The sequence below is a fragment of the Frankia sp. RB5 genome, assembly GCF_059816245.1.
This window is the reverse complement of the sequence record NZ_JCBATA010000057.1, coordinates 18,405-33,114: the sequence shown is the minus strand read 5'-3', so window position 1 is coordinate 33,114 and position 14,710 is coordinate 18,405. Positions and strand designations below refer to the sequence as shown.

Sequence of the window (14,710 nt, the reverse complement as noted above, 5' to 3'; positions counted from 1 at the left end):
GGGTGGGATCTGGAGGTTCACAGGCCGCTCAGGACACGCGAGACCGCCGGGAACGCGATCATGATGAGGAAGCCGGCGGTGAGCAGGACGACGGGCAGGCTCATGCGTTCGGTGGCCGCGGCGGCGTCCGCGTCGGCGTCGGCGAGGTCGTGCAGGCGGATCGTGTCGGCCTTCGCGGCGAGGCTGGCGCGGATCCGGGCGCCTTCACCACCGGCGAGGTGCATCGCACCAGCGGTCTGCACGATGTCGGGAATGGTGTAGCGCTCGCCGAGGGCGGCGAGGGGTTCCCAGATCGGGGTGCGGGTCAGAGCGGCATGGTCGACGGCGGCGCGCAGGGCGGCGAACTCCTCGCCGGTGCCGGTCGCGGCGGCGTCGGTGATCGCCTGTTCGAGGCCGGCGCCGCCGGCCATCGCGATCACGGTCAGGTCGAGGAAGGCGGAGAAGGCGTGGCGCAGCGCGCGGCGGCGGCGGGCGGCGTCCGCGCGCACCGCGATGTCGGGACCGAGGAACAGACCGGCGGCGACCGCAAACGCGGCGACGGCGGGCAGGGCGAGCGGCAGGCCGATCCCGACCAGGGCGAGCAGCCCGGTGAGCAGCGGCGGGAGCGCGAGACCGACCAGACCGGAGGTGATCTTCTCGGCGAGATGGCTGGCCGGGTCGCGGTCGAGAACGTCGAGGTCGCGGCGGATCGCGCGGGGCAGCAGCCGGGGCGGGTGGAGACGTGCGGCGAGGGGCCGTCCGGCCCGGGCCGCCCACCCGCCAGACTGCCCGGCCCGCACCGCGGCCGGTTTGGGTGCGGCGGGGTGGGGGGTGAGGGCGGCGAGGAGGTCGGCCAGGTCGGGGCGGGTGGGACGCAGCCCGGTCCAGGCCAGCCACAGCCCGACGCCGGCCCCGGCGCCGCAGACCACCGTGACGATCATCCGCCGGCTCCGGGGGTGGCGCTGGTGAGGATGCGGGGTTCGCGGCTGATGCGGCCCATCCGGGAAAGCCAGACAAACGCCGCGGCCCACAGGGCGCCGACGGCGGCGAGGACCAGCTGCCCGGTGAGGGTGCTGTAGGGGGCGACGAACGCGGGGCTGAACAGGGTCAGCCCGAGGGCCATCGCCAGGGTGGTGACGACGATGACGCGGGTCGAGGTGCGGATCCGGGCCCGGGTCGCCGCCGCGCGTAGCCGCAGCGCGGCCTGCCCGCGGGCGGCGGTGGCGAGACGGTCGAGCAGGTCGGCGAGGTGACGGCCCTGCCCGGCCGCCGCGAACCGCAACGCGGCCACGATCAGATCGGCCGCCGGGTCATCCACCCGGTCGGCGAAGCCGGCGAGCGCGTCGACGAGCCGCGCACCGTCCTGCACCGCGGCGGCGAGAGCGAGCACGTCGACGCGGATCGGGTCGGGGGCGATCGGGGCGGTTGCCCGGATCGTCTGCTCCAACCCGGCGCCGGCCGCCAACGTGTCGCGGAGCATGTCCGCCCAGCCGGCCAGCGCCTCCACCCGCGCTGTCTCCGCCGTGCCCGCGCGGCTTTCCGCGAGCAGGCTCGGCGCGGCCAGCACGGCGAGGGCGGCCAGGGCTGCGGCGACCGGCCAGCCGGTCAGCACTCCCACGGCCAGCCCGGCGCCGACCGCGCCGACCAGCCGCACGGTGCGTGCCTGCGCCGACAGGCCCGACTGTTTCCGGGCGCGCAGCCGCGTCCACACGGGCGTACCCGCCGAGACCACCAGCCACAGTCCGGCGGCCACGCCCAGCCCGCAGCCCGCCGCGAGCATCACCGGACCCGACGCCACGCTCACCATCCGCCCGCCCCCGCCGCCGGGGCGGTGTAGTAGCCGGCCAACGCCGTGTCCACGGCGGCGGCGGTCTCCGCCCGCAACGGCACCGCCGGCACCGCCACCCCATCCGCACCCGGCCGCCACACCTCGTTCGACGTGACCAGCAGCCCATCCGCGCCAGTCACCTCTCGCACGCTGGACACGACCCGGCGGCCCTGCGCGACGGTCATGTGCACGACGACATGCACCGCGGCGGCGGTCAGCAGCGTCGTCGCCTCCATCGCCAGGCCCTCCGCCTGCGCCGCATAGGCGGCGATCTTCGCGAACACCCCGGCGGAGGAGGAGGCGTGGATCGTGGCGAGGCTCCCGTCGGTGCCCTGCGACATCGCCATCAGCATCGGCACGACCTCACCGCCACGCACCTCGCCGACGATCACCCGGTCCGGGCTCATCCGCAGCGCCCACCGCACCAGCTCGGCCAAGCCGATCGCGCCTTCGCCCTCCACGTTCGCCTCGCGGGCCTGCATCGCGACGACATCCTGGTGCAGCCCGTCGCGGTCCAAACCAAGTTCGAGGGAGTCCTCAATCGTGATGATCCGCTCGTCGGCGGGAACGTCGGCGGCCAACGCCCGGATCAGCGTCGTCTTGCCCACCCCGGTCTCCCCGGCCACGAGAATGTTGCGGCGGGCCAGGACCAGACCACGCAGCAGCCTGCGGAGCTCGGCGGTGATCGTGCCCATCTCCACCAGATGATCAAGCGAGACCCGTGGGTAGCGATGCCGACGAATGGAAATCACCGGCCGGGCGGTCACCGCCATCGCCGCGAACAACCGCGACCCGTCCGGCAACTGCATGTTCAACCGGGGCGACGCCCGATCGAAACGCCGTTCCTCCACCCCGGACCGTGCGGCGACGGTACGCACGAGCTCGATCAGGTCCTCGTCGGACGCGGCGACCGGAGGCATCCGCCGCCGCCGGCCGTCGGCGTAACGCACCCACACCACATCGGCGCCATTGCAGTTGATGTTCTCCACCTGCGGGTCATCCAACAGCGGCTGCAACCCACCCAACGCGAACAGACCGTCGAGCACCCCGCGAGCGACCTGCTCCTCCTCTGCTGCGGTCAACAGGACTCGGCCGGCGGCCAGGGACTGCTCAGCGTGCAACCGCAGCAGGTCCGCGACCAGGCTCGCGGCATACGCCCGCTGGTCCGCCTCCGGCCAGTCGACGTGGGCGCGTCGCGGCGCCGCGAGTTCGGCAGCCACCCGATCCCGCAGCACCCCCGCCAGGCCGGGGTGCCCCGGGTGTCGTCCTGGCATGGTCACCGCCGCCCGCCTTTCGGTCGGCGGACCGTGGTCGAGGGCACCCAGCCGTGCCCCTCGTTCCCCTGGCCCGTACGCGGCGAGGCGGCGGGGACCAGCACCGACGCGGCTCTGCCCGCCACCGGCTGCCCCGAAGGGCGACCCGCCGGCATGGCCGCGGCTGGGCGGACTTCCTGACCCTGGACCAGGGGAGGCGGAGGCAGCGGCGTTGGGCGGACAGCGAGGAGATCGGCAAGATCCCGGGCGACCTGACGGCAGGCGCGGGCCAGCGGCCCGTGCCCGCCTGCGCGCCGCCCGCCGGGCCGCCCGGCGATCAGCGCGGCGCCACGGGGATCGTCGGGCATCACCCCGAGGACGGGCAGACCCACCGAGTCCGCGACCCGGTCCACCGGCCACGCCGGCTCCCCGACCAGCAGCAGCACACACTCCCGCCGCCCCGCCGCGGTCAGCTGCGCTTCCCGCGCGGCGACGCGGGCCAGCTCCACCGGCTCCGGACGCGCCACCACCACCAGCAGATCCGCCCCGCCCACCAGCGGGCCCGCCGCCGAGCCGACGTCGAGGCGGCCGACGTCGGCGAGCACGGTCACGCTCGACGCCACCGAGGACACCGCCCCCGCGGCGGCGAGGACCTCGACCGCGCCGCGCGCCGCCGTCGCGTCCACCGGGGCTGCGACCACGTCAACCCCGCCGGGAAGCTGCCGCACATGCCCTGCCAGGCCCGTCCGGCCCGACCGGGCCTGCGCCGCCCAGGTCACCAGACCGCCGGACACGGCCGGCAGCTCATACCAGCCGGCGATGCTCCCACCGGCGGGATCTGCTTCCACGGCGACCACCGGCATCCCACCTGGCCGCATCGGCCAACCCGCCGCCAACCCCACCGTCACCGTCGTCACCCCGGGCGAACCCTTCACCGACCCGAGGGCCACCAAGCCGCTCACCGCACGCCCCGCAGCACCAGCGCGACCTGCCCGCCCGCCGCCGCCCGCGCCACCACGTCAGCGTCCTGGGCCGCGACCTGCACCGACACCACCAGACCGCCCGACCCGGCCGGAGCCGTCTCCACCGCGGTCACCAGCCCATCCGCCGACGACGCCGGCCGCCCCGCCTCCACCGTCCCCACCCCGTCTGCCGCCGGCGCCTGGGAGGTCACCAGCACGGTCACCGGATCCCCCGCGGCCAGGCCCGGCGGGAACGTGCCCGGCTTCAGGCTCGCTCCGACCAGCCGTGATCCCTCCGGGACCAGCCGCCGGCCCAGCGACCCCGGCGACAGCAACATCCCCGCCGACAGCGCCACCGCCGCCGGCCGACCCACCACCTGCCCCACCTCGCCCGCCCTCACCACCCGCACCGCCGGATCCACCGTCACCGACACCGCCCGCACATCCCCCGCGACCAGCAGCTGGCCCGCCGGCACCGGCCGTGTCACCAGCAGCACGTCCCGCCGGCCGTCCCGGCGGCCCCCCACCACCACGAACACCGCCACACACACCACCACCAGCAGCACCCCCACCAGCGGGCGGCGCCCACCCCGCCACGACCGTCCCCGCCCCTCCAACCGAAACCTCTCCTCGGCGCGGCGGACCGGCGTCGTGGTCATCGCCCACCGCCCGCGGGCACCGCCAACGCCTGCACTTCCGTGACCGCCACGCTCGACGTCGCGGTCGACACCAGCCCGCCCGCCGCCCCCTGCGCGCCGGCCCCCGCCCAGCCCACCTGCCAGGCCACCGTCACCCGCACCGGGAACCGGCCCCCCGCGACTCCGGCCGAGGACCGGGTGAACACCACCCCGCAGGTCGGCGACGCCGCCGCCGGATCATCCACACCCGGCCGAAACGGACTCCCCGGCCCGGCGCACGACACGGTGCCGCCCACCCCGAAATCCCAGGTCACGGTCTGCGGCCTCGCGGTCGCCGTCACCGACACCCCCGGCACCGCCGCCGTCGCCGACACCGCCCCCCACACCCCACCCAGCCACAGCCACACCGGCACCCCCACCAGCTGCGGCACCCCCAGCCCCGGCGACATCGCCACCTCCGGCGTCGGCAACCGCAACCTCTGCACCGCCAGCCGCGCCACCGCCGCCGGGGACGGCGCCGCCCCCGCCGTGTCCGGCAGCCACACCACATCGAAATCCGCCGGACCACACGACCTCGAATACCAGGACCCCCGCACACCGGGCGTCACCTCCTCGGCCGCCACCGCCGCGGACGGCACGAAATCCGTCGCCGCCTCATAGCGGCAGCCATCAGCCCCCGCCCAGCCCGCCGCCGTCTCCCAACACGGCAACGCACCCGTACCCACCGTCGGACAGGCCACCGGCGTCGGCCTCGACATCGACGGCCGGGCACCCGCGGACACGGAAGGCTGGGCGGGAAGGCCCGACGTTCCCGCCCACAGATCACAACCCTCCTGATGGGCCGAGCACACCGCCACACCAAACGCATCGCTGGCGTAGGCGGCGCTGCTCTCGAGCGTCAGGCAGGTAAGGATGATCACGCCGAGGGCGGCGCCCCCGATTCTCAGCATGTTCCGACCGGCTGGATGAGTAGCTGATCAATCTTCCAGGCCCCCGCCGTCTTCAGCGCGAGAGCCTGCACGCGATGCCGGCCACCGGGAATATCGTCCTCGAGCTTCCCGGACACCTTGTCGTAATGCAGCCATGTGCTGGCGTCCGCGCAATCCTCGACTGTGACCCGAGTCGGATCGCCTTCCGGCGTGAACGCGGTCACGTGAGGCGAGAATGTCGGCGTACCGCGAGACACCAGACCCCTGTGCCAATCGGCGTAGACGGCACGGTAAATCGTGGACAGCGCGCGGCCGCTGACATGCCGCGTCAAACGCGGATTCTGATAGTCAGACGTCAGCCCGATCGCGACCCAGTCCTCCCACATACCCCGATACGCGGCGAGCGCCCCCACCCCCACCGGCGCCACTGTCGGCGTCGCCGCAGGTGAGACCGCCACCGAGGTCCCGCCCGCAGACGGCGACGGCGCCTGCCGCACATCACGCGCACCGCCGCCGCACCCGGCAAGGGCGACACCGGCCACGACGATGACCACTACTCGCCGCATTCGCTCTGCTGATCGATTCACCTGGCACGCTGCCCGTCCGTGACCTGTACCGACCGCAGTGTTGTAACCCCACCACCCACGGCCACGGCAAGAGAGACAAACATCTCACAGCCGGCGAGAAATCCATTCCCTACAATGCGCGATTCGCCGCGAAGAGATTACGCACAGAAACAATCGCCGATCTCGGTCACGTCGCCGCCGCTCGCCCCCGCCGCGACTCCGTCGTTGCGGCGCCGCAGCCGAACGCGGGGTGCCGCCATCGTCCTCACGGGACAGTCAGGCTCGCCTCCGCGCCAGCAGATCGTGCACGGAGAGTCTCAAGGCGAGACCGCTCCCTCGTCACGTTCTCCGTGTCATCTGCCGCAACAGGCAGAAAATTTTTCGGCCCTCACCTCGGCCCCGACGCCCCGCTCAGAGGTCGCCGACCAGCGCGACGCCCAGAGCAGGCCACCGTGCGTCGTCGCCGTTCACTCTGTCGGCGGCCGGGAACCCGCCGGCCGGATTCCAGGCCGGCGGCCGGGCGGGACTGACACCGCGACGAGAGGTCACGGCGCCCCGACAGGGAACCGCCGAGCAGATCGCCGCGGACACCGGTACCACGGTGGTGCGCCGGTCGGTCGGGGTGGTAGTCACCGAGATGGTGCTCCTGGTGGCTTTCCGGATGGCTCACAGCTCGGTGTCCTGGGCGTGCGGTGGGCAAGCAGGTCACGGGAACGCTAGAACGAATGAACGGTAGTGTGCTGCCATGCCCGATTCCTCGGACGATTTTCCGCTTCAGGGCCTCGTTGACCATCTGATCTTGCAGATTGACGAGGGTGCCATCACGGGCGTCGAGCTCTACGACGCGGTGGCAGCGCACCTCGAGAAGAAGGATCTCCGCCAGCTTCCCATCTACGGGAAGTTGGTGCAAAACGCCGTACTGGTAGACGGAGAGTCCTGCCTCCGCCCGGTGACCGTTCAGGGAATAATGCGGGCGGTGCAGAAGGCCGGGCCACCGGTTCGGGCACAACGTCCGAGGGCCGACAGCGGGGACGCATCACGACACGGACAGGCAGCGCACGTCGCTCGTAGGGACGAGCCGGTGCTGACGCACGACGGCGATTGGGACCACGGACTCGTCGACGACGAGGCCAACGAGATCGCCGAAGGCACCCCGCCGGACGTGCTGCGGGAACACGCAGGAATCTTCGAGGAGTTCGTGGCGGCCGGCGCCTTGACAGTCGATGATCTATCTCGGGCCGTGGATGCCTATTACCACGACGGTGATCTCCAGCGCGATCCACGGTACGACGTCCTTGTGGCATGCCAGGTGGTGCGCGAGGGTGAGGGCCGGATGCGTCCGGCTGTCGTACGAGCCGTGCAGATCGCTATCGGGCGGTCCACGGCGCGTGCGACCGTGACCGGCGAGACGGCCGAGCCCACGGCGGAGACATGACCGCGGCGGGGGCGCCGGTCAGCGGTACTTCCACAGGTTGGTCGTGTCGGCCTTGCTGAGGTCGAGCTCGGCGAGCACGCCGTGGTGGTCACTCGCCCCGGCCGGGGTGTCGAGGACCCGGTAGCCGGTCAGGGCCGGGGCCAGCGGAGCGGAGACCCAGATCTGGTCGATCCGGTCGTCGCGGCCGGTGCGGGCCAGGAGTTCCTCCTGCCCGGTGCGCTGGTAGAGCGCCCAGGCCGCGTCCACATAGCCGCTGCGTGCGAGGATCGCGGCCACCCGCCGGTCAGGGACGGGGTGCCCGTCCGGCCCCGCCATGGTGCGGGCCGCGAGGTTGTAGGGCCGCATCGCCGTGTAGTCGGGCTCCGGCCCGGCGATCGGCGGATAGTTCACGTCACCGCCGACGATGGCGAATGGGCCGTATTTGTAGCCGCGTGTCGCGATCAGCTTCGCTTCGGCCAGCGCCTTCTCGGGGCTGTGCGGATCGAGGTGAAAAGGGACGACCGCCAGTGGCCGGGGCAGCTCGGCGACATCGAACACCCCGACGCCGAACCCGTGCAGGGTGCCCTGGGCCCAGTCGGTGTTCCAGCGCCGCCACCGGCCGACGGTCGCGTTCCGGTAGAGCAGCGCCGGGCGGATCCCCGTGGACGACGGAGGCAGCGGGCAGGCGTCCAGGTCCAGATCGTTCATCGCCCGGCCCAGCTGGCGATGCCCATACCGATCCCAGTCCGTCGCCTCCTGCAGCAGCAGGAGATCCGGCCGGTGAGTGCCGATGCGTTCCGCCAGCGCGGGCCAGCGGTCCTGCGGATCACCATCCCCGCTGGCCAGACCTCCCCCGGCGAGATTCTGCGAGATCACCGTCAACATGTGGTCCTCCCTTTCAGGGTCACCGGCCACCCAAGGTGAGGCGGCGGATCGGGCATTTCCTTGTCGGCGACGGCTTCGGTCTGCCCACGCCTTGGATCCTTCCAGGCGTCACCCCACCCCCGTCGGTCAACAGTGCCCGCCTATTCTTCGAGGTAGGCGATCAGGTGGGGATCAGCTTTCCTGTTGATGAGCAGCCAGTCAGGGATACCAGTGCCGTCCCGCAAGACAGGTACCAGGATGCGCAGATCGTTGACCGGGACACGGGCAAACATGCCGACGCCGTCGCGAGCCTGCCCGAGAGTGCTCATCTGGCTGATCGCCGCGGTGCACGGCGTGGCGCTCGACGCCAGGTGGCGTAGGGTCTGCGCCTCATCGTCGGTGGCGACGGTGCGCACGGTGGTAGCGGGATAGGCGCGTCTGATACGGCGGCGAAGGTCCTGCTCGTAGGCGTCATGCCCGTCCGGAGCGTAGACGGAGACGATCGTGCACGAGCCCAGCCGCGCCGGCGCACGCCACGGCGACACCGGTGACCATGGCGGCAGCAACGCGAGCAGGGTGACCGCCGTACCAGCCACCAGGATGATCAGCCATCGGTGCGCATCGCCGCCGCGGGAACCGCCCGCGTGTGACATGAGGTCTCCTTCGCCGCGTCGATCAGCGTTGAGGTGGTGCGACGACCTTCGCTGTTCCGACGACGGCGTCGTACTCGCCTATGATCCGGTCGGTGGGTATGCGGGACGGGAAACTCACCACGCGCCCGGATTCTTTTTCGATCACCCGCCCGAGGCTGCCGACGAAGGCGTCGCCGAGGTGACCGTTCTCGTTGATGATCCATCCCTCACGGAACTCTATGAGGCTCCAGGGTCGAGTCGGATCGCTGCTCGGCCGTCCGAGGAGCACGACCGCGATCTCCCGGGCTCTATTCGTGTCAATCACCGATGTCCTCCGGATATCCCCGGTCGACGGTGGCGTTGTAGTCGGTCAGGATCCGGGAGGGCGGGACCCGCGACGGAAAGACCATCACCCGCCCGGTATCCCGTTCGATGACCCGTCCCGCGACGCCCGCGTGTTCTTCACGCAGGTGAGCCGTCTCGTTGATCAGCCAGCCTTGGGGGAACTCCTGGAGTTTCCAGGGTTGCTGCGGGTCGTCGGCGGGCCGGCCGAGCAGTGTGGCGGCGATCTCTCGTGCCTGTTGTTCGTCGATCACAGCTCACGGTCCGAGGCGGCGAGGAGGGCGGCGCCGATGAGCGGTCCGTCCGGTCCGTAGGCGGCGGGGGTGAGAACGGCCCGGTCGGCCAGGCGGGGGACCGCGCGCTGCCGTAGGGTGCGCTGGGCGGCGCCGAGGTAGCCGCTGTCCGGACCGGCGGCGCTGAGGGCGGCCTGCGCGAGCCCTCCACCGATGGTGATCGCGTCGGGGGCCAGAATGTTCAGGACGGTCGCGGCGGAGACCCCCAGCCAGTAGCCGGCGGCTTCGAACGTGCGGAGGGCTGCGGGGTCGCCGTGTTGGGTTTTGTGGACGAGTTCGGCCACGGTCGGGACCCTTGTCCGCGCGGTTGGGGGGGTGCGCCGGGGCGCGGCGGGCTGCGGGGGCTGGTAGCCGCGGCGGACGGCCCGCGCTCCGGCGAGGGTTTCTACGCAGCCGGTGCGGGTGCAGGAGCAGCGCACCGTGCTGACCGGGTCGACGAGGATGTGGCCAAGGCCGGCCGGGCCGGGGGGTGCGCCCTGCGCGAGCTGTCCTCCTAGGGCGATGCCGCCGCCGATTCCGGAGCCGAGCGTGAAGTGGATGTGGGTTCCGGTGTGCCCGCGTCGCTGGTATTCCGCCCAGGTCGCGGCGGCGCCGTCGTTGACGACGTGGACCCGTCCGCGTAGGTCGGGGTGGACGCCGGTGAGCAGGCTGGGCCAGTGCACGCGGGTGTATCCCTGGATCGCCTCGGCGCGGATCACGGTGCCGTCGGTGTCGACGGCGCCGGTGGTCGCGATCGCGACCCGGTCGACGTCGACGGTGCCGGTCAGCGCCGGGAAGAGGCGTTCCAGCAGCGCGTGGAACGTCGGCTTCGGGGGCAGCCGCAGCACCGGCAACGGGATGCTGATCGTGCACGGCGGGCCGGTGTCGACAATCGCCTGTTTGATCGTCGACGCGCCGATATCGATAGCGTGGACTTTCATCGGTGCACCAGCGTCCAGATGCCCACAGCGATCATCCCTCTGGTCAGGGTGTTTCTCGTTCCCGCGATCACGGCGATCCTGATCTCCCGGTGGTAGCCCTGCCGCATGGCCTGGCGGATCAGGTCCGCGTACCACGCGAAGACCAGCCCCATCCCCACACACACCGCCACCACGACTCCCGCACCGGTGAGCGTCATCCCGGTCCCTCCTCTCGTTCCCGCACGCGGCCCTCGCCGTGGGTCGTCGCGAGCGCCGCGCGGTACCGCTCGTAGAGATCACCGGCCCGTAGACTGCGCCGCCAGAAACCAGTCAGCACCCGCCGGTCCAGATCGCAATGCGCCGCCGCGAACGTCAGCGGCGCCGCCCCGGCCAGGCCCACGAGCCGCCCCCGATCCTGCGTGTCGATGTCCGCCATCACGCCCCCTTTCTCTGGCGTGAGGCCGCTCTGCCCGTAGGGGCGACGGACAGAGCGGCCCGTCTCCTACCGGAACACGATCATGGACAGGAGGAGGACGGCGCCCAGGCCAGCAGCGACGCACACCAGCCCCCAGCCCGTCTGGCCGGCTTCGTCGACCTCCCTGCGTACTTCCGGGTCCATCTCCTCCCACCGCTCGCCGTCGTCCACGACGGCTTCATCCGCGGATCGGTGTGCTGCCGCTGGCGTGGGCGAGGAGCCGCGTGTACACCTGCGGTGTCGTCGTGTCGGACCCGAGCCGCGAGGTATCGGGCCCGTGGAAGCCGCTCGACCCGATCGGCAGCAGGGTCAGCTCATCGGCGAGGTAGCGCAGCCGCCGCCGGGCGTCCTCGTCGTGGTCGGGATGGTCGACCTCGATGCCGACAAGCCCCCGCGCGGCCAGGTCCGCCAGGAACTGCACGGACAGCGGGGCGCCGTCCGGCGCGCACGGGTGCGCGAGCACGCCGACGCCCCCGGCGCCACGGACCACGGTCAGGGCCTCGGTGACCTCGGGCCGCCACATCGGGGCGTGGAACGGGCCGCCGAGCCAGTCCGGGCCGAACGCGACGTCGACCGAGCTCACGATGCCCGCGGCGACCATCGCCGCCGCGATATGCCGACCGCCGACCGACGCGCCCCCCGCGACCGCGGCTACCTGCGGCCACTCGATCGGATGGCCCTCGGCCCGCAGCAGGCCGACGGTACGTCGTGCCCGCAGCTCCCGGCTGTCCCGGACACGGCCGAGCAGGTCCGCGAGCGCCCGGTCCTCCCGGATGAACAGGTAGGCGAGCAGATGCACCTCCCGCCCGCGTCCTGCGACCTGCGCACGGCAGGAGATCTCCACCCCGGGCACCAACGTCATCCCCGCCGGCAGCGCCGCCGCCGCCGGCTCGATCCCGCCGGTCGTGTCATGGTCGGTGATGGCAAGGACCCGCAGCCCGGCCGCGGCGGCGTGGGCCACCAGCTCCTGCGGCATCAGGCTGCCGTCCGACGCCGTCGTATGCGTATGAAGATCAATCACTTTTCCGGGCCCCCGGTACCGGTATTCGGGTCCACGCGCACACGCAGGAACGTCCCCATCACGGTCGCGGTCGCGCCGGTCCCGTCGTGGCTCTCGATCCGCATACGCGTACCGGGTTGGACCTGCTCCGCCGTGGACACCCACAACAACCCCCCGTCCTCGATGTCGTGGAGGTCGTCCCAGACGGCTGCGGCCGGTCGGCGGCGGGCCGCCGCGACGACGGCGCGGGCCAGCTCCAGCGTGCGCTCCACGGCCCCGCCCACCGCCACGCGCAGCTCGATCCTGTAGCCCGCGCGACGCTGCCCCACCGACCCACCGTCCCTGTTCATGGCAGCCGCCGGGCCCGCATGCACACCATCGGCGTACGTAACGTCAACGCGCCGTGCAGATCCACGGCCCGGTGGCAGGCGGCCCGGTAGCGGCGCGCCGCACGCTCGTCGAGGGAGGACCGCACGGCGGCGAACGGAGCCGGCGCCACGGGTGTCGCCGTGTGCAGATACGCGTCGACGGCGGGATGGTCGAGGTGCGCCGTCAGGTGAATCACGTCGACGCCCTCGGAGTGCAGGCCCGCCCGGCCGGTGTCCATCACGGCGTGCATGGCCTCCCAGCCGTGACGGGTCTCCACGTCCACCGCGTCGCTGAGCGCCCGTGCCACCTGCCCCACCTCCTCGCTGGTGAGACTGGGCAGGTCACAGCCGTGATGACGCAGGTGCCCCAGCTCGACGTTGAACACGATCTGCCCGTGTGGGGCGAGCACCCGACGTGCCTCGTGCACCAGCAGCACGGGATCCGCGGGGTGGATGCCGTAGCCGGCGACCATGTCCATCGCGCCGTCGGCCACGGGCAACCCCGCCTTCAGGTCACCTACCACCCGGCCTGCCCCGCCACCGTCTGTCTCGGCGTCGCCGAGCGACGGAACGACCGCCACGACCTGCGCGGCCCGCCCTGTCGAGGCGAGGACGCCCGACAGCAGCGGCACGCCTCCCGCCGGCAGCAGCATCAGCAGCCGAGGCACCCGCCCGCTCACCGCTTGACGGCGACCGCGCCGTAGGCGCTGACCTGCGCGTCGGGCACGGCTGCGAGACCGGGATCGTCCGGGTGCCAGCGGTGCACGGGCACCAGCCCGGGTTCGACCAGTTGCAACCCGTCGAAGAATCTCATGATCTGGGCGTGTGAGCGGGGGTGGATGGCGACGCCGCGCTGCCGGTACACCTCGGCCGCCCGTTCCACGTCGGGGTTCAGGTCGCTCGCCGCATGGCTGATCGTGAGGTGGCTGCCTGAGGGCAGCCGCTCGACCAGCCGTCGCACGATGCCCTGCGGGTCGTCGTCGTCTCCCACGAAGTGCAGGATCGCGATCAGCGAGAGGGCGACCGGCTGGGCGAGATCCAACGTGTCGGTCAGCTCCGGCGCGGTCAGGATCCGGTCGACGTCGCGTAGGTCAGCGTCCAGGTAGGCGGTGCGGCCCTGCGGGCTGCTCGTGAGCAGCGCGCGGGCATGGGCCAGCACGATCGGGTCGTTGTCCAGATAGACGACGCGGGCGGTCGGGATCGCGTCCTGGACGACCTCGTGCAGGTTCGGCGACGTCGGGATACCCGTGCCAGCGTCGAAGAACTGCCGCACCCCAAACTGTGCGACCAGCCGCGCCGCCCGGTGCAGGAACGCCCGGTTCTGCCGGGCCGCGACCGGCAGATGCGGAAACGCCGCCACCGCCGCCTCCACCGCCACCCGATCCGCCGGGAAGTTGTCCTTGCCGCCCAGGAGGAGGTCGTACATCCGCGCGGCGTGCGGCCGGTCCAGATGCAGATCCACCGGCGACACCTGCGCGGCAGCAGGCGACGCCCATCCCTGCTCCGTCATGGCTGGCCCTGTAGCACCGGCACGGATCGTGTCGGCGAAGGTTCTCTGTCCGACGGGGCCTCGTTCACCAGCCATAGCTCCAGCCGATCGTCGTCCTCGACCCGCATCTCCCGTGGTTCGCCGGGGTCGACCTCACGCAGCCCCGCTCTGGTGGTGGCGACCAGGGTGTAGAGCGGGGCGACCGCTGTCACGAGCACGGGCGCCACCTGGCGCAGCATCGCCTTCACCTCGGCGGTGACCACGGTCATGAGCGTGTCGATCTGCTCGGCGGTGAGGATCCTGAACACGGCGGCGAGCGCAATGTCCCCGTTGATCCCGTGCTGCGCGAACAAGGCGCCGCGCGCCTCGTGCACCTGCCGGCGGTGTTCCAGCGCGGTCGGTGTCAGCGACTCCGGCGTCAACCGGACCTGCTCGGCCGACACCATGAGCTTCACGGCCAGCCCGTGCTGGACCCGCCGGTAACGGGCCTGCACCGCCAGCAACTGCCGGATCTGCCGATCCGACAGGTCGACCTCGTCCGCGTTGTCGAGGAGCTGGCCAAGGAGATCCTCCGGCGCCGTGCAGCGCGGCGTCGGATCGAACAGGCCGCCCCGATGTGGGGCGACCTCGTAGTACGGCGGCATGAGGTTCCGATCATGTTGGGAATGTCCTGGGAGCCCGTCCGCCCAGCACCACGCGGCGGCGGGACGGGCAGACGGGGAGGCCGACGGCGCCACCAAACTCACGTTGGGTGACGGCGGCGGCACAATCGTGACGTA

At 72.2% G+C, this 14,710-nt stretch carries 22 protein-coding genes; 2 read left to right on the top strand and 20 right to left on the bottom strand.

Features of this window, described 5'->3' with window-relative positions; genetic code table 11:
* Window positions 1–17 precede the first annotated feature (17 nt).
* The 5 genes from AC6EXY_RS25030 to AC6EXY_RS25010 are packed head-to-tail and all read right to left on the bottom strand — an operon-like array spanning window position 18 to window position 4,681.
* A complete protein-coding gene (locus tag AC6EXY_RS25030; RefSeq protein WP_499818270.1) occupies window positions 18–920 on the bottom strand; it encodes a type II secretion system F family protein in 903 nt (300 codons plus the stop codon).
* The gene (locus AC6EXY_RS25025; protein ID WP_499818269.1) at window positions 917–1,786 is read right to left on the bottom strand and encodes a type II secretion system F family protein; all 870 of its coding nucleotides are present in this window, start codon (window positions 1,784–1,786) and stop codon (window positions 917–919) included. The genes AC6EXY_RS25030 and AC6EXY_RS25025 overlap by 4 nt, the downstream gene beginning before the upstream one ends.
* Window positions 1,780–3,081: a TadA family conjugal transfer-associated ATPase gene (locus AC6EXY_RS25020; RefSeq protein ID WP_499818292.1), complete on the bottom strand. Its 1,302-nt coding sequence runs from the start codon at window positions 3,079–3,081 to the stop codon at window positions 1,780–1,782. Before AC6EXY_RS25020 ends, AC6EXY_RS25025 begins: the two co-directional genes overlap by 7 nt.
* Before the next feature lie 2 nt (window positions 3,082–3,083).
* Window positions 3,084–4,022: a hypothetical protein gene (locus AC6EXY_RS25015; RefSeq protein ID WP_499818268.1), complete on the bottom strand. Its 939-nt coding sequence runs from the start codon at window positions 4,020–4,022 to the stop codon at window positions 3,084–3,086.
* A complete protein-coding gene (locus AC6EXY_RS25010) occupies window positions 4,019–4,681 on the bottom strand; it encodes an SAF domain-containing protein (RefSeq protein ID WP_499818267.1) in 663 nt (220 codons plus the stop codon). Before AC6EXY_RS25010 ends, AC6EXY_RS25015 begins: the two co-directional genes overlap by 4 nt.
* A 39-nt stretch (window positions 4,682–4,720) precedes the next feature.
* On the opposite strand from AC6EXY_RS25010, the gene AC6EXY_RS25005 reads away from it, so the two are divergent.
* Window positions 4,721–5,320: a hypothetical protein gene (locus AC6EXY_RS25005; RefSeq protein ID WP_499818266.1), complete on the top strand. Its 600-nt coding sequence runs from the start codon at window positions 4,721–4,723 to the stop codon at window positions 5,318–5,320.
* 283 nt (window positions 5,321–5,603) lie between these two features.
* On the opposite strand, the gene AC6EXY_RS25000 is transcribed toward AC6EXY_RS25005, so the two are convergent.
* Together AC6EXY_RS25000 and AC6EXY_RS24995 are read right to left on the bottom strand one after the other, a co-directional pair.
* A complete protein-coding gene (locus AC6EXY_RS25000) occupies window positions 5,604–6,143 on the bottom strand; it encodes a hypothetical protein (RefSeq protein WP_499818265.1) in 540 nt (179 codons plus the stop codon).
* 423 nt (window positions 6,144–6,566) lie between these two features.
* On the bottom strand, window positions 6,567–6,788 hold the full coding sequence (locus AC6EXY_RS24995) for a hypothetical protein (protein WP_499818264.1): 222 nt from the start codon (window positions 6,786–6,788) through the stop codon (window positions 6,567–6,569).
* A gap of 112 nt (window positions 6,789–6,900) precedes the next feature.
* Between AC6EXY_RS24995 and AC6EXY_RS24990 the strand changes: the two genes are divergently transcribed.
* Entirely contained in the window at window positions 6,901–7,590 is a 690-nt protein-coding gene (locus tag AC6EXY_RS24990; protein ID WP_499818263.1) for a hypothetical protein, read from the top strand.
* An 18-nt stretch (window positions 7,591–7,608) separates the two neighbouring features.
* Here AC6EXY_RS24990 and AC6EXY_RS24985 read toward each other — a convergent pair whose 3' ends face one another.
* The 13 genes from AC6EXY_RS24985 to AC6EXY_RS24925 form a co-directional block, all read right to left on the bottom strand.
* Entirely contained in the window at window positions 7,609–8,454 is an 846-nt protein-coding gene (locus tag AC6EXY_RS24985) for an endonuclease/exonuclease/phosphatase family protein (RefSeq protein ID WP_499818262.1), read from the bottom strand.
* A 140-nt stretch (window positions 8,455–8,594) separates the two neighbouring features.
* Window positions 8,595–9,086 (bottom strand): hypothetical protein, encoded by a 492-nt coding sequence (locus tag AC6EXY_RS24980; protein WP_499818261.1) that lies wholly within the window; start codon window positions 9,084–9,086, stop codon window positions 8,595–8,597.
* A gap of 22 nt (window positions 9,087–9,108) precedes the next feature.
* Window positions 9,109–9,390, bottom strand: coding sequence for an SUKH-4 family immunity protein (locus tag AC6EXY_RS24975; RefSeq protein WP_499818260.1), 282 nt, complete (start codon window positions 9,388–9,390; stop codon window positions 9,109–9,111).
* The gene (locus tag AC6EXY_RS24970) at window positions 9,383–9,661 is read right to left on the bottom strand and encodes an SUKH-4 family immunity protein (RefSeq protein WP_499818259.1); all 279 of its coding nucleotides are present in this window, start codon (window positions 9,659–9,661) and stop codon (window positions 9,383–9,385) included. The genes AC6EXY_RS24975 and AC6EXY_RS24970 overlap by 8 nt, the downstream gene beginning before the upstream one ends.
* The gene (locus tag AC6EXY_RS24965) at window positions 9,658–10,620 is read right to left on the bottom strand and encodes an ROK family protein (protein WP_499818258.1); all 963 of its coding nucleotides are present in this window, start codon (window positions 10,618–10,620) and stop codon (window positions 9,658–9,660) included. The genes AC6EXY_RS24970 and AC6EXY_RS24965 overlap by 4 nt, the downstream gene beginning before the upstream one ends.
* Window positions 10,617–10,817, bottom strand: coding sequence for a hypothetical protein (locus tag AC6EXY_RS24960; RefSeq protein WP_499818257.1), 201 nt, complete (start codon window positions 10,815–10,817; stop codon window positions 10,617–10,619). The genes AC6EXY_RS24965 and AC6EXY_RS24960 overlap by 4 nt, the downstream gene beginning before the upstream one ends.
* Window positions 10,814–11,035 carry a hypothetical protein gene (locus AC6EXY_RS24955; protein ID WP_499818256.1) on the bottom strand — a complete coding sequence of 74 codons (222 nt, stop codon included), beginning with the start codon at window positions 11,033–11,035 and terminating at the stop codon, window positions 10,814–10,816. Before AC6EXY_RS24955 ends, AC6EXY_RS24960 begins: the two co-directional genes overlap by 4 nt.
* Window positions 11,036–11,101: 66 nt before the next feature.
* Window positions 11,102–11,245: a hypothetical protein gene (locus tag AC6EXY_RS24950; RefSeq protein WP_499818255.1), complete on the bottom strand. Its 144-nt coding sequence runs from the start codon at window positions 11,243–11,245 to the stop codon at window positions 11,102–11,104.
* A gap of 7 nt (window positions 11,246–11,252) precedes the next feature.
* Window positions 11,253–12,095, bottom strand: coding sequence for a PHP domain-containing protein (locus tag AC6EXY_RS24945; protein WP_499818254.1), 843 nt, complete (start codon window positions 12,093–12,095; stop codon window positions 11,253–11,255).
* Window positions 12,092–12,403: a hypothetical protein gene (locus tag AC6EXY_RS24940; protein WP_499818253.1), complete on the bottom strand. Its 312-nt coding sequence runs from the start codon at window positions 12,401–12,403 to the stop codon at window positions 12,092–12,094. Before AC6EXY_RS24940 ends, AC6EXY_RS24945 begins: the two co-directional genes overlap by 4 nt.
* A gap of 17 nt (window positions 12,404–12,420) precedes the next feature.
* A complete protein-coding gene (locus tag AC6EXY_RS24935; RefSeq protein WP_499818252.1) occupies window positions 12,421–13,110 on the bottom strand; it encodes a hypothetical protein in 690 nt (229 codons plus the stop codon).
* Between the two features lie 8 nt (window positions 13,111–13,118).
* On the bottom strand, window positions 13,119–13,952 hold the full coding sequence (locus AC6EXY_RS24930; protein ID WP_499818251.1) for an SAM-dependent methyltransferase: 834 nt from the start codon (window positions 13,950–13,952) through the stop codon (window positions 13,119–13,121).
* A complete protein-coding gene (locus AC6EXY_RS24925) occupies window positions 13,949–14,575 on the bottom strand; it encodes a hypothetical protein (RefSeq protein WP_499818250.1) in 627 nt (208 codons plus the stop codon). The genes AC6EXY_RS24930 and AC6EXY_RS24925 overlap by 4 nt, the downstream gene beginning before the upstream one ends.
* Window positions 14,576–14,710: the final 135 nt, after the last annotated feature.

Coding starts and splice junctions, on each gene's coding strand:
- AC6EXY_RS25030 (WP_499818270.1), bottom strand. CDS start 920: ATGATCGTCACGGTGGTCTGCGGCGCCGGGGCCGGCGTCGGGCTGTGG.
- AC6EXY_RS25025 (WP_499818269.1), bottom strand. CDS start 1,786: ATGGTGAGCGTGGCGTCGGGTCCGGTGATGCTCGCGGCGGGCTGCGGG.
- AC6EXY_RS25020 (WP_499818292.1), bottom strand. CDS start 3,081: ATGCCAGGACGACACCCGGGGCACCCCGGCCTGGCGGGGGTGCTGCGG.
- AC6EXY_RS25010 (WP_499818267.1), bottom strand. CDS start 4,681: ATGACCACGACGCCGGTCCGCCGCGCCGAGGAGAGGTTTCGGTTGGAG.
- AC6EXY_RS24990 (WP_499818263.1), top strand. CDS start 6,901: ATGCCCGATTCCTCGGACGATTTTCCGCTTCAGGGCCTCGTTGACCAT.
- AC6EXY_RS24985 (WP_499818262.1), bottom strand. CDS start 8,454: ATGTTGACGGTGATCTCGCAGAATCTCGCCGGGGGAGGTCTGGCCAGC.
- AC6EXY_RS24980 (WP_499818261.1), bottom strand. CDS start 9,086: ATGTCACACGCGGGCGGTTCCCGCGGCGGCGATGCGCACCGATGGCTG.
- AC6EXY_RS24965 (WP_499818258.1), bottom strand. CDS start 10,620: ATGAAAGTCCACGCTATCGATATCGGCGCGTCGACGATCAAACAGGCG.
- AC6EXY_RS24960 (WP_499818257.1), bottom strand. CDS start 10,817: ATGACGCTCACCGGTGCGGGAGTCGTGGTGGCGGTGTGTGTGGGGATG.
- AC6EXY_RS24955 (WP_499818256.1), bottom strand. CDS start 11,035: ATGGCGGACATCGACACGCAGGATCGGGGGCGGCTCGTGGGCCTGGCC.
- AC6EXY_RS24930 (WP_499818251.1), bottom strand. CDS start 13,952: ATGACGGAGCAGGGATGGGCGTCGCCTGCTGCCGCGCAGGTGTCGCCG.
- AC6EXY_RS24925 (WP_499818250.1), bottom strand. CDS start 14,575: ATGCCGCCGTACTACGAGGTCGCCCCACATCGGGGCGGCCTGTTCGAT.